The sequence below is a fragment of the Loktanella sp. Alg231-35 genome (genome assembly GCF_900143545.1).
Classification (GTDB): domain Bacteria; phylum Pseudomonadota; class Alphaproteobacteria; order Rhodobacterales; family Rhodobacteraceae; genus Yoonia.
In genome coordinates, this window is the sequence record NZ_FREV01000003.1 from 229148 (window position 1) to 242241 (window position 13094).

The 13094-nt window shown below is 58.5% G+C and carries 11 protein-coding genes; 5 read left to right on the forward strand and 6 right to left on the reverse strand.

Annotated features, from left to right (window positions below):
* Positions 1-88: 88 nt before the first annotated feature.
* Genes DHN10_RS08055 through DHN10_RS08065 form a run of 3 tightly spaced genes read right to left on the reverse strand, consistent with a single transcriptional unit; the run spans position 89 to position 4929 of the window.
* Entirely contained in the window at positions 89-2155 is a 2067-nt protein-coding gene (locus DHN10_RS08055) for a hypothetical protein (RefSeq protein WP_108814770.1), read from the reverse strand.
* Positions 2156-2158: 3 nt separating this feature from the next.
* Positions 2159-3259 carry a phosphatase PAP2 family protein gene (locus DHN10_RS08060; protein ID WP_108814772.1) on the reverse strand — a complete coding sequence of 367 codons (1101 nt, stop codon included), beginning with the start codon at positions 3257-3259 and terminating at the stop codon, positions 2159-2161.
* Between the two features lie 26 nt (positions 3260-3285).
* On the reverse strand, positions 3286-4929 hold the full coding sequence (locus DHN10_RS08065; RefSeq protein WP_108814774.1) for a hypothetical protein: 1644 nt from the start codon (positions 4927-4929) through the stop codon (positions 3286-3288).
* Between the two features lie 135 nt (positions 4930-5064).
* On the opposite strand from DHN10_RS08065, the gene DHN10_RS08070 reads away from it, so the two are divergent.
* Together DHN10_RS08070 and DHN10_RS08075 are read left to right on the forward strand one after the other, a co-directional pair.
* A complete protein-coding gene (locus tag DHN10_RS08070) occupies positions 5065-5250 on the forward strand; it encodes a hypothetical protein (protein ID WP_108814776.1) in 186 nt (61 codons plus the stop codon).
* A gap of 9 nt (positions 5251-5259) precedes the next feature.
* A complete protein-coding gene (locus DHN10_RS08075; RefSeq protein WP_108814778.1) occupies positions 5260-5760 on the forward strand; it encodes a hypothetical protein in 501 nt (166 codons plus the stop codon).
* Between the two features lie 4 nt (positions 5761-5764).
* On the opposite strand, the gene DHN10_RS08080 is transcribed toward DHN10_RS08075, so the two are convergent.
* The gene (locus tag DHN10_RS08080) at positions 5765-6316 is read right to left on the reverse strand and encodes a pseudouridine synthase (protein ID WP_108814780.1); all 552 of its coding nucleotides are present in this window, start codon (positions 6314-6316) and stop codon (positions 5765-5767) included.
* 157 nt (positions 6317-6473) lie between these two features.
* Between DHN10_RS08080 and DHN10_RS08085 the strand changes: the two genes are divergently transcribed.
* The gene (locus DHN10_RS08085) at positions 6474-7754 is read left to right on the forward strand and encodes a DUF3422 family protein (protein ID WP_108814781.1); all 1281 of its coding nucleotides are present in this window, start codon (positions 6474-6476) and stop codon (positions 7752-7754) included.
* A gap of 65 nt (positions 7755-7819) precedes the next feature.
* Positions 7820-9133: a cytochrome-c peroxidase gene (locus tag DHN10_RS08090; RefSeq protein ID WP_108814783.1), complete on the forward strand. Its 1314-nt coding sequence runs from the start codon at positions 7820-7822 to the stop codon at positions 9131-9133.
* Here the strand turns inward: DHN10_RS08090 and DHN10_RS08095 are convergent.
* Both DHN10_RS08095 and DHN10_RS08100 read right to left on the reverse strand, forming a co-directional pair.
* Complete coding sequence (locus DHN10_RS08095) at positions 9130-10596, reverse strand: CRTAC1 family protein (RefSeq protein ID WP_108814785.1); 1467 nt, start codon at positions 10594-10596, stop codon at positions 9130-9132. The genes DHN10_RS08090 and DHN10_RS08095 overlap by 4 nt on opposite strands.
* Positions 10593-11858, reverse strand: coding sequence for an ROK family protein (locus DHN10_RS08100; RefSeq protein WP_108814787.1), 1266 nt, complete (start codon positions 11856-11858; stop codon positions 10593-10595). The genes DHN10_RS08095 and DHN10_RS08100 overlap by 4 nt, the downstream gene beginning before the upstream one ends.
* A 207-nt stretch (positions 11859-12065) precedes the next feature.
* On the opposite strand from DHN10_RS08100, the gene xylF reads away from it, so the two are divergent.
* Positions 12066-13094 carry a D-xylose ABC transporter substrate-binding protein gene (gene xylF / locus DHN10_RS08105; RefSeq protein ID WP_199910651.1) on the forward strand — a complete coding sequence of 343 codons (1029 nt, stop codon included), beginning with the start codon at positions 12066-12068 and terminating at the stop codon, positions 13092-13094.

Sequence of the window (13094 nt, forward strand, 5' to 3'; positions counted from 1 at the left end):
CCCCCAATTGCGAGACACAATCAAAGGGTAGGGGTTGCCGTTACGTCAGTGTGAGTGAGAACAGTGTGAAGAGTTCATTCACGATAATTCACACCCCCGCGCCACCGCCATTCACAGCCGGTTGCGGCGGTTTGGATCCACAGACAGGTGGTGCACGGTAAGTCCCTGAACGTGCTTTGTTTTTCGCAGCTTCCAGCGTGACATCGGGGCCGGGTTCGGGAAGTGGCTCAAAGCCTTGTTTAGGGTCGAGATCCGCCGCGATATTGGCCACCATCAAGCGGCTGGCTGCGGCTGCGGCGGCACTTGTGCCCACGATCCGCGCGCCTGATCCTGACAGCACACCAATCGAAGGTAAGCCGGGGCGAAACGCCCCCTGATCGGCCACCGCCGAGATCACAGGCGCCTCTGGGCCCATGATCACGTCACCACCGGGCAAAGCGGCAAGCGCGCTACTGCCGCTGTAAGGCGAGGGCTCTCTGGTGGTTTGATCATAGCCTGCGACGCGGATCGTCGAAGGCGCTGTGCCAATTCCGTTAATACATCCATAGCCCCGGATCGGGGGTAAGGGGTTAGCGGCAGCGTTGCCAGCAAGATCAACCAGACGGCTTTGTTGTCCACCGGTGCCCAGTTGCGTTGGGTCATCATCGCGCTGTACCCAGACATCCATTGCCTGCGCGCCTGCCAAAGGCGTTGCCGACATATCCACCTTGATCGTCCAGGTGCCCACCGGGGTGCGCCTGAATTCGGCAGGGTCCGGTACGGTTGGAACCAATGCGATCATGATGCGCCAGCGGTTACCAAGGTGTTTGTCGACCGACAGCTGGCCAATGTTCGCCCCGCCGCGTTCAAGCTCGGTAAAACGTCGTGGATCACCGTTAGCAAGGTTGGGGTCAGGGGCCACAGGGATGAAACCGGGGACATCTAGATCAGTGCCTTCTGGCGGGGTCACAACCACGTCCCAACCCGCAGGATCGAAATCAGGCGGCAACCATATCTCTAGGTAGCTGGATGTGCGATCATCGGGCATGATCTTCCAACCAAACTCAATGATGCCGTCTGTCATGTCGGGTTCCATGAACCGTGCGTGCATGTCATTGGCAAAGTTGTTGCCGGTTGGCATAACAAGTTCGGTCAGCGGTTGAAAACCCTTGCGCTGGGTCACCAGATTTTCGACAGCCAGCTCAAAACTGGATTGCCCATCGTGGCGATTGGCGCTCCAGCCGTAGCTGAAGTTCACGATCAGCGGAATTTCAGGGACGTTATAGCGATCAGCAATCGCGCGGGCGCGGTGCATGATGTACTCCATCGCGCTTAGCATCATCATTTCCTTGCCAATACCTGAGGTATCCCATGCAATCGTATTGGGCAGCTGCACCGCAAGGATTTGCACATCGTCGGGCAGTGCATCCGCGCCGACATAGCAGTCATTGCCCGCCGCAATCCCCGCGATATGCCCGCCATGCGTAGCATGATGGGTCAGCACGGTGCCCAGCTCGGGCAGGTCGCGGTCAATCGCACCGCTGGCGCGGTACATGGCCATTTCATTGCGGCCATGGTCAGCGCGCAGCGTGTCGATTTCTGTGTTTGTTACTTCACGGCCAAAAGGCACGGCGGCGCTGTTTTCCGCCTTCGCCGCTTGCAGCCAGCACAGGTTGATGCGGCTTTTGCCAGTGCTGTCCAGAAAGGCGCGATGCACAAATGGGATACCATCATCAATCACGCCGATGATGGCTTTGGGAGGTGTAGTAGCGGTCCAACCATTCAGCGCTGTGGCAGGGTCATAGGTGTCGGGCCAGGTTTTAGGATTGATCGGCATATTCAGGCGAAACCGCGGACCGTCAAGTGCGTGCAGGATCTTGGACAGTTTGGTGTCCTGCGTATCATCCTCCGTCAGGGTCGGTGCTGTGCCCTTGTCATGGATCGCAAAAGGCGTGACTTGCGGATCTTCCGACCACAAAGGTGGCACACGAATATCGATCCCCGGCTTTTGCTCTAGCATGCCTTGCCCTTCCATCAGGGCAGAGAAATGCGTGCCTGCGCCATTCTTGATCGCCGGAAAGGCAAAGGGAAAACCCAGCTCTGGCGCATAGATCCACCGCTCATAGGGGCCGGTATAGCGATCAATTTGTTCGGTTGGAGCGCGCTGCTGAAACATGGATCAAACCCCCTGCAACTCTGCGGCGGCTTGCGCGTAGAGCCATGAGAACGCGGGTTTTGCAGCAACGGTATGCGATGGGTTTGCAATCGTCATGCCCGCATCAGTCGCGGCACCAACGTCACGGAAATCAAGGTCGAAGAAATCCACGTTATTGGCCGCAAAATGCGTGTGATGAATATCCGTGGGTTTGCCCGCACGGTTCAGTACGGTTTGCGCCACCAGACGGCCAAGGGCCGCCCCTGCCCAGCTGTCGACCGGGTAATGCACGCCAGCCACAGTGCGGTTCACGGCGATCCGTTCGGCCAGACCGCGCAGGGTGGCGATCCGTTCAGCCTCGTCTGCCAAAGTGCCCCAATCGGCGATCAGCGCCTCCAACACGGTCAGCACCGCGTAGGCCTCGGTCGCATGCGCGGAAGGGAAACTGCCATGTCCGGGCGTCGGGATCATCGGCATGACCCGCGCGTCCAGCTGATCAGGGCGGCGGATGGCCAGATGATGTTTTGCAATCATTGCCGTATGTGCTGCGGCGACTTGGGTGGCTGTGATCAGCTCGAAGGTCTTGCTGTGATGGGCCTCGTGCAGGCCAAGGATCATTGCAAAATAGGGCGTCGGAAAGCCCAGTTGCGATGTGACCTCGGCGCTGCGCTCGGCACGCAGGTTGGCATATTCGGCCACCAACGTGCATTGGTCGCGCAGCAGGCTGCTGGCTGGGCGCACAAATGTCAGGCTATCTTGGGCATCTACAGCAAGGATAACTCTTGCTGGGTCATCATCGGTCGCTGCGACCGCTGTTGCTGAAATGCCGGACAGATATTCGCTGACATAAAGCGAGCCGCGCACCCATGTGGCCAGCCCCGCGAGGTTGGCACTGTCCGAAAATGGCAACTCTTTGGTCGTTGGTGTTGTGCCGCCTTCGGTCAGATGGCGCAGCCCTTCCGCCGTTGTCTGCAAGCCATGGGTGGTTGCCGCATCATATCCACCGGGGTCTTGTGCGCCTAGGAACGCGCCAAGGCCGGTAAAGTTGGTGCCACCACCAAACCCACCAAATCCACCAAAGCCGCCGAAACCACCAAAGCCGCCAAATCCACCATATTGTGCCATTCCCGTTCTCCCTTTGTCGTGCGTTCTTATGTAATGCCTGCCGATGACAGAGCCTTGATCACCAGTTTTCCGGTCTTGTTTTCGGATGACGGGTGCGTGTTGCGATATTCAGTCAGTCTGAATTCAGGAAACCTGCGTTGCAGGTCTCGTGCGGTGTCTTGCGCCTCTGACCCGCGATCAAGCGCGTGCAATGCTGCAATGCGCGTGCGCAAAGTCGAGATATGCCGGTCGTTGGACGCCAGCGATCTGTCAGCCAGTACCAGTGCTTGTTCATAGTCCTCTGCCGCCAGATGGGCGGAACTGGCAAGGCTGTCGAAATAATACCCAAAGGGATCAATCGGCGACAGGCGTCGTGCCGTTTCGGTGGCGCGGATGGCCGATTTGCCTTCGTCGCGAAACGCCATCAGCGATCCGCGCAGCAGCCATGACATGCTTTCATTGGGGTTAACCTCTTGGGCGGCAGTATAGCGCGCCTCGGCCACGTTGAGGTTTTTCAGAATATTGCCATTCACGAACCCATCTATGGTCAGACCGAAACTATACTGCGGGTCCAGATCAAGCGACCGCGCTGTGCAATCCAGCGCCTTTTGCGTGTCGCTGGCACGATCCGTGGTGTAATTTTTGATGATGCTCAGCACATACCATTTGCCCAGCCAAGCATGGACCTGCGCGCTATAGGGCGCGCGGGCCACGGCTTCGTCCAGAAACTGCCGGGCGCGCAGAAAGTCCCGCAAGGTCGGATGATGCATCGCCGTGGCACCGGCGATCAGCAGCTTATGATCGGGCAATTGTGGTAACGGCGTCTGCCGCCCCATCTGCAAGGCACTTTCGGCGATTGAGCGGCCAGCGGTCTGCACCACATTGACCAGCCAATCCATCACATGTTCGGCGAATTTGTCCTTGGGACAATGTAGGTTGCGGTTCCACAGCAACGCTCCGGTGCGTGTGTCGATGAAATCCATATCGGCGATCCACTCATCGCCGTGTGGGCGCATGGACCCGGTGAGCAGATAATCGACGCCCAATGTATCCCGCACGCCTTTGACGTCGATGAATTGTTGCGACATTTCGCGGCCCGACAGGTGCGAAATCACGGAAATCAGCGAAGAGCGTGACATCATGCGGCAGGCTTCTTCGGCGATCCAGTCGGCGGCAATTGCCAGATCGGGCGGGCTGCCGGGCAGCACGGCCAAGGGCAGGGCACAAACGCGGGGCTGTACCCGGCGCGGCCCGCGTGACTGCGACAGATGGCAAAGGGCTGCCACATTGGACGGATCATCGCGAATGGCATCGCGCCAGGCCACAAACTCTGCCTCTTTGACGTTGAGATCAGCCAGAAACGCCCCGTCAGAGGGATGACCCATGACCCTGATGCGGGTCAGGTCAATTTCAATCTCGGTCGTAGAGACATTCAGGATATCCTCAAAGCGTGCGCCAATCAGCTTGCGCAGATCAGACAACGCACGGCGCAAATTTTGGTGGCCACTTTCATAGTCGGCCAAACCCCAGAGCGTTTCCTGCAGGTAAGAGCGGGTGCGCCGGCCCAAAGGCGCCGTGACCAGCAGAGCAAAGAGAGCGCGGTGCTTGGCCCCGGTGACCTCGGTCCGCGGGGTTTGCGTGCTGCGCAGCACGCATGTGCCAAACAAGGCAATCTCGAAATCGACCGGCACCCATACTCTCCTGTTATCCCAAGCATAGCTTACGCAGGGGAAATTGGATTGGACAACCGTTTCACACTGAATTCACACCGTGCAACGCGTCGGAATTGCTAGGGTTGGGGCAGAACGCGATAACACGGATTTACCATGACTATTAAAGAACCAGTGCTCCCCATCAAAGATGTCGTCGATTTTTATGCCCGCTGGCCGGAACTGCGGCCACGCATTGTCGCCATCGCTGAAAACGGTTCCATGACCGATGGGGACGTGGATATCCTCAACTGGCTGGTTGCTGTTGTTGACATGGTTGGCCCGACCGACATTGCGTCATAGGCACCCGTGATGAGTGGCAGCACATCCAACGCTTTTCCCTCGATCTATGATGAACTCATGGCACAGAGAACGAAGAAACGCCAAAGCCGCCTTGTTCTGGTTTTGGGGATATTCATCGCATTGATGTGCGGCGCCATGGCCTTTCCTGTACTGTTCCTGCGACAAGAAGTTGAGGTGGCAGTCACGCGTGTCGATGCGCCGATATCCTGCCGCGAACGTCGTAGTCTGATCTTTGGATCACGCGAACGATCGTCAGTGCCGCAGATGCGCGGGTTCTGGTGCGGTCACATCATGACAGACCATGGCAATCTGCATTTGCCCGCGACCTCCCGCTTTCCACTGTTCTGGACGCCGCGCGAAGAGATGCTTGCAATGCTCAACGCCGGATGCCGCTACAAGGTCACGGTCTTTGGTACCGGGGGTGATATCGCCGCGGTCGTAGGATTGTCTAATCGTGGAAAGCGTAACCTGCTGGCGGTTGAACCGATGGGCGATTGCGCAACGTTTTGACGGACTAGCTGGCATCCACGGCAAGATGCTTGCCGCTTACGATTCCATCCAAAGTCCAGTTCCCCACCCGCCAGCGGACCAACCGCAATGTCGGAAAACCAATATGCGCCGTCATGCGCCGCACTTGCCGATTGCGCCCTTCGCTGATCGTGATTTCCAGCCAACAATCCGGCACAGACTTGCGGAACCGCACCGGTGGGTCCCGCTCCCAAAGCGTTGGCGGGTCGATCAACCGCACCTTGGCAGGGCGCGTTGGTCCATCCTTGAGTGTGACACCTTGGCGCAGCGGTGCCAGCTCAGTGTCACTTGGCGCGCCTTCGACCTGCACAAAATAGGTCTTGCTTAGCTTGTGTTTCGGATCGGCGATCCGAGCCTGTAGTTTGCCATCATCGGTCAACACCAGCAGCCCTTCACTGTCGCGGTCCAAACGCCCGGCAGGGTAAACCCCCGGCACGTCAATGAAACCCGATAGCGTCGGGCGGGGTGTGGGGCTTTTGGCATCTGTGAATTGAGACAAGACACCAAAAGGTTTGTTGAACAGGATCACGCGGGACATGCGCCTTCGTAGCCATCCTTGGTGCGGGCGTCCATATCAGGGTGATCGGTATGCCATTGTGTGCAGTTAACTATCTATAAAATAACATCTTTTTTTGTTTACAGGTTCAAAAAGCCCGCTAGGTTGCGGCTAAGGTGACCAAGGAAAGATCGGCCAAATGCCACCCATTGACGACCACCCGCTGCGCTATGCCATGGCGAATGAACTGCACGCGCGCCCATTTCCATCGGTCGCAGCCCCTAGCCGTGCCGCCTTTCTGGCGATGAAACCTGCCGAAAACGCCGCAGGCCGTGACCGTGCGGTTGAGCGCGCCCATCTGATCAATCTGCTGGACCGCTTCGGCGCGCCGCATCCACAGCCTGACGCCACCCACTATTTTGGCACCATCGGGCGGCATCAGTTGAAATGGGAAAGCCATACTGAATTTGTGACCTTCACCATTTTTGGTGACGGGCTGGCCTCGCCACCATTTGATGCCAGCACATTCTCCGTTTTCCCCGATGACTGGCTGGCGGATTTGCCAGGCACCCGCGTGACGTCGGCGCTGATCCGGATCGAACGGGCCGATGACGACGCAGGGATCACCGAAAAAGCACGTGACTGGTTTGTGCCAGAGAGCCTTGCCATCAGCCGCGTGCTTGAAGACGAACTGGTCGTCGCGGGCGATTTTCGGATCGATCATGCTGGTCATATGCGGTTTGCCGTCTTTGTGCGCCCTAACGTCGGCAAAAGGCGGATTGGCAGGGTTGTGCAGCGCCTGTGCGAGATTGAAACCTATAAGGCGATGTCGATGCTGGGCCTGTCGCGGGCCCGCGCGCTGAATGCCGCAATGGCAGGGTTCGACAAAGAGCTGACCCGCCTTCTTGAAGACATGCGCGGCAGTGCGGGCGACCCTGCTGATGTGTTGCAATCCTTGCTTGAGGTCTCTGCAGAGATCGAAAATACGATCGCTCAATCGTCATTTCGCTTTGGTGCAACAGGGGCCTACGAGACGATCGTAAATCAACGTATTGATATCCTGCGCGAAGAACGATTTCAGGGGCGCCAGACATTTGCCGAGTTCATGATGCGCCGCTTTGATCCTGCCATGCGCACCGTCAAAGCCATGCAAACGCGACTGCAGGCGATGTCTGATCGGGCCTTGCGAGCGAGCGATCTGCTGCGCACCCGTGTTGATGTGGAGCGCTCTGCTCAGAACCAGGAACTCTTGACCAGCATGGACAGGCGCGCCGATCTACAACTGCGGTTGCAGCGCACAGTTGAAGGGCTGTCCGTGGTGGCGATCAGTTATTACGCGGTCAATCTGGTGCTCAACATGACGGGCCCGCTGGCTGCGTCCTTTGGTCTTGGCAAGGTGACCATGGCGGCGATTGTCACGCCAGTTGTGCTGGTACTGGTCTGGATGATGGTAAACCGGATCCACAAACATATGGCATAATGCGGCAAGGCTTGCGCCGCCGCCTCACCGTGCTAACCATCAACGGGCAACCGGGGAGGGTGAGAATGCGGGTTATTGCCACTGCGATTTTGACGATCTGGGCTGGTGGCGCTGTGGCGGATGGGCTGCCTGTGCCGCTAACCAATGCCGATTTCGCACCTGTTGATGCCGCAGAGGCGCGTTTGGGCCAGTTGCTGTTCTTTGATCCAATTCTGTCGGGCAATCGCAATGTGTCCTGCGCGACCTGTCATCACCCCGCCTTTGGCACTGGCGACGGCTTGTCGCTGGGTCTGGGGGATGGTGGCATCGGGCTTGGTACGCAACGTGTCGCTGATCCGCAGAACATGCCAGAGCAACGCATTCCACGAAACGCGCCCGCACTTTTTAACCTTGGGGCGCATGAATTCACCGTGCTCTTCCATGATGGCCGCATTGAGGTGGACCCAGACCGCCCCGGCGGCCTGCGCACCCCGCTGGATGCTGATATGGTGACCGGTTTTGCCTCGCTCTTGTCGGCTCAGACCATGTTCCCTGTGTTGAGCGCGGATGAAATGGCCGGGCATTATTCCGAAAACGATGTGTCCCAAGCCGTGCGCCGGGGTGTGATCACCGGGCCGGGCGGTGCGTGGGATATCATCGCGCGCCGTGTCGCTGGCATTCCGGCATATGCCGATGATTTCGCTGTGGTTTATGATCATGTCGACGACCCAGATCAGATCACATTTGCCGATATCTCTAATGCAATTGCGGCCTTCATGGCCGTTGAGTGGCGCTCTGATACCGCGCCCTTTGATGCAGTTCTGCGCGGTGAGGCCAGCCTACCAGAACCTGCGGCCACGGGGTTGGCGTTGTTTTATGGCGCTGCAAATTGCGCCAGTTGCCACAGTGGTCCGTTCCTGACCGACCACCAGTTTCACGCGATGGGCGCACCCCAGATCGGCCCCGGCAAGTCCGCACGCTTTGAAAGCCACGCCCGCGACGAAGGGCGGTTTCGGGTCACCGGCGACAGCGCCGATCTCTATGCCTTTCGTACGCCATCACTGCGCAATGTCACGCTGACCGCACCCTATGGTCACGCCGGGGCGCATAGCGATTTGCGCGCCTTTGTCGCAGCACATGTCGATCCGCAAACGGGTTTGGTCAGCTACAACATTGATGCGGCCACCTTGCCCGATCTGCCGGTGGATGATCTGCGAGGCATGGATGATGCATCAGCAATTGCACAGGCCGTCAGTTATCAAGGGCCGCAGATAGGTGCAGATGAGATTGATGCGCTGGTGGCGTTCCTGGCGTCGCTCACCGATCCCGCGGCGCGCGAAGGGCGTTTGGGTGTGCCTGATACTGTGCCCAGTGGCTTACCTGTGGATCGGTTGCGCTAGCGGGCAACAATAAGCGCTGTATTCGCATCGGCCAGTTGATCCGTAACAGTACCATCCGGCCATGTGACCCTGATTTGCGCTGTGTTTGCGGTGCCCACGCCAAAGTGCAGGGGCAGGGCCTTGCCGCCCGCATGGCCACCGCCCACGGTCAATTGCTGGCTTTGCGAACGGCCATCAGCAACAACGGTGATGACTCCCCCAACGCCCAAGCGGTTCCCACCCGGTTGTTCCAGTGCGACCGTCAGCCAATTGCCCACGTCGGGTGTGACATTGCGATAAAGCTCCATGCGCGCGCGCCGGTTCACGACCACAAGATCAAGCCGCCCGTCACTGTCGAAATCCGCCAAAGCCGCGCCACGTGACCGGTCCAATGTGGCAACACCAGCCATGACGGCCGTTTCAACAAATGTACCATCCTCTTGCTGGATTAGCAGATTGTTGGGGTCCTTCATCGCCAGCCCCGGCATTTGGTCCACATTGCCCTTGGCAATAAACAAATCAGCGCGACCGTCGTTGTCGATATCGGCAAACTCGGCATGCCAGCCAGTCGAAGGCCTGCCATCATCACCGGTGTGGGGGCGCTGCGCATAGGTCCCGATGGTAAAGGGCGCTGCGGCATAGGTGCCGTCTTCGCCTGCGATCTGCATCAATTGATCGCCCATTGAGGTCAGCATTACCTCGTCCCGGCCGTCCCCGGTGAGGTCACGGCTCGCAATGCCCATGCCCCAGAGCGAGACATTCTGCCAGCCATCAGCAGCCCCCAAGAACCGTTGTTCGGCGATATCCCACATCTGCTCGTACCCGCCACGCACATAGTAGTGGCGGTCGTTGGAAATACGCAGCGCCTGACGGCCACGTGCATCATGGGCCGCCAGCATGGACAGCGGACAAAAACCGGGGGTGAGTGGTGTTTCAATGTAACCATCCGGGCTGGCGCGTAGGATATAGTTGTCATCACAGGCCTCAAACGGTCCTTCGGGGTCTGCGCGGTCAACGTAATTGCCAATGGCCATGACAGGGGTGTCGTCATCCTCCCACCAGGCTGAAAAGGCAGTGGTCCAATCGTCAATGGCCGGCAAAGTGCTGCTACGATCAAAGGTGCAATCGCCGCGCCCCATCAGCAATTGGTTCTGACCAACGCGCATGACGAGAAGGTCCATATTGCCATCGCCGTTCAAGTCCAGCGGGTAGGCACCCGTGACGCCGGTCAAAGGCGTGGCTGCGACGGCCTCAAATCTGAAGTCACCCATGTTTTGCATCATCTGCGCGGGGTTCGCGCCGCCTGCCGCGTAGATATCGGGCAGGGTATCACCATTGCAGTCAAAAACCGCAACACCGCCGCCCACGAAATGCGCCCAGCCGCCGTCGTAGGTATGTGCGGGCAGGCCGTTGGAGCGGTCTTCGAACAGCGGATCAGCGCAGGCTGGGCTGGCTAGCATTAAAGTGACGGCCAGACGGATCATGTGCGGGCATCACCCAGCGCGTCGTCCGTGACGGCTGCAAGTGCCAATGCAGTAGCCCCGCGCGCCCATGCCAGCCCACCCCAGGCGTGGATCTCAACCCGACACGGCGTGCGCCCGTCGCTCAGCGTGAGGCTTTGCATTTCGGCCAGCACTTCTTCGGCATAAAGGTAGTCATATTGCATCCGTTCGCCTGACAGGATGATCAGGCCGGGATCGAACAACTGAATAACATTGGACAGGCCCACCGACAGATAGCGCCCCGCACGGCGAAAGATCGTTCGGGCGGCAGTGTTGCCTGCCTTGGCTTGGGCAAAAAGCGCATCCAGCATTGCGTTGGGGCTTTGCTGGTTGCGCGGATTGCGGTGCAGGGCAGTGGCGGCCTCGCGGGCAAGGGCATAGTCCGCCAGATAAGCCTCAAGGCAGCCCCGTTGCCCGCAGCGACACAGCGCGCCATCCAATTGTACCTTGGTATGGCCCAACTCCAGCCCCATCCCGCGTGCACCGCGAAACAGGCGGTTGTCCAGTACAACGCCCATGCCGACACCGTTTTCAATCGTCACAACGGCAAAGGCCGACATACCCCGGCCCGCACCGAACCATAGTTCGGCAAGGGTCAGCACATTAGCGTCATTATCCACATGCACCGGCAATCCAAAGCGTTCGGCGAACGCACTGCGCAGATCGACGTTGGGTTCCGTCAGCAGGGGTGACCATGCGACAGCACCCATATCATTGTCGATGATCCCCGACATCCCAACCCCCACGGCAGAGACATCGGCCAGCGATTTGCCGGCACTTTTCAGAACGAGGCCCATCAAGACGTCGATCTCTTCTAGCAGTTCATCGATTGATTTGCGGGTAGGCGTTGTGGGCAGCGTGGCATCGGCCAACATCTGTCCTGCAAAATCGGTCAGTACGGCAGAATGGTTTTCGTCCGATAGCTTGATCCCGATCACGTGGCGCGCCGAGGGGACAACCTCTAGCGCGACGGGTGGCCTGCCTCGCCCGCTTTCGCGTGGCAGGCCCTCAACCTCGCGTAAGAGGCCGCTTGAAATCAGGTCGGCCGTCAGCGTCGTGGCAGAGCCTGCACTGATTCCCAAAGCGCGGGTGACATCGGTGCGGGCTGCACGCCCCGCCGCCCGGACATGTTCGAAAATTTGTTGACGCAAAGGGCGACTGTCACCGCTGTCTGTGGGCAACAGAGGGCCGCACCCAGAGGGGTCCTCTGATTCGTTTTTGCGATCTGCGAGCACATCATACATAGTTTAAGGCCTGAATTATTAAGTTATCACCAGTCCCTAAAACCAGCAATTTTCACTAGAGTGCCTAAAGTTCTTGCAGAGAAAAAGGGATTTTTTCAAAAAATGGATAATTTTTATTTTGACAACTGAAATTAATAGGTCATTCTAACGAACGTAGGGTCAATGGGCCTGCGCCCCAATGCATGGGGCACACTATGGGAGGAAAACATGCATAAATCCGTTATTATGGCTGCCGTCGTGGCAGCCGGTTTCAGCACAGCTGCATTTGCTGATGGCCATGGCGTCACTGTTGGTGTGAGCTGGTCTGACTTTCAGGAAGAGCGTTGGAAAACTGACGAAGCAGCGATGCTAGGCGCGCTTGACGCAGCTGGTGCGACATATCTGTCTGCCGATGCGCAATCTTCTGCAACAAAGCAGCTGGCAGATGTGGAAAGCCTGATCACACAAGGCGTTGATGCGCTGATCATTCTGGCCCAGGACGGCGCGTCCATCGGCCCGGCACTTGATGCCGCAGAAGCCGCTGGCATCCCTGTCATCGGGTATGACCGTCTGATCGAAGATCCACGCGCGTTCTACCTGACATTCGACAACGTCGAAGTTGGCCGCATGCAGGCCGCAGCCGTGTTTGCAGAGCAGCCCGAAGGCAACTACGTCTTCATCAAGGGCTCTCCGACAGATCCCAACTCTGACTTCCTGCGTGGCGGTCAGCAAGAGGTGCTGCAGGCAGCCATCGACAGCGGTGCAATCACCGTTGCGGGCGAAGCCTATACAGACGGCTGGCAGCCATCCAACGCGCAGCGCAACATGGAGCAGATCCTGACACAGACCAACAACGAAGTTGATGCAGTTGTTGCATCCAACGACGGTACGGCCGGTGGTGTTGTGGCAGCTCTTGCTGCACAGGGCATGGACGGCATTCCAGTGTCCGGTCAGGACGGCGACCACGCTGCGCTGAACCGTGTCGCACTGGGTACACAGACCGTTTCTGTCTGGAAAGACAGCCGCGAGCTGGGCCGCAATGCTGGTGAAATCGCCGTCGCATTGGCCGGTGGTTCCATGATGAAAGAGGTTGCAGGCGCTAGTGAGTTTACATCACCCGGTGGCGTGACTGTGAACTCTATGCTTCTGGCACCTCAGCCGATCACGCAGGACAACCTGAACCTTGTTCTAGAGGCTGGCTGGATCGAAAAAGACGTTCTTTGCCAAGGCGTCTCGGGTCTCGCTGTCTGCGAATAA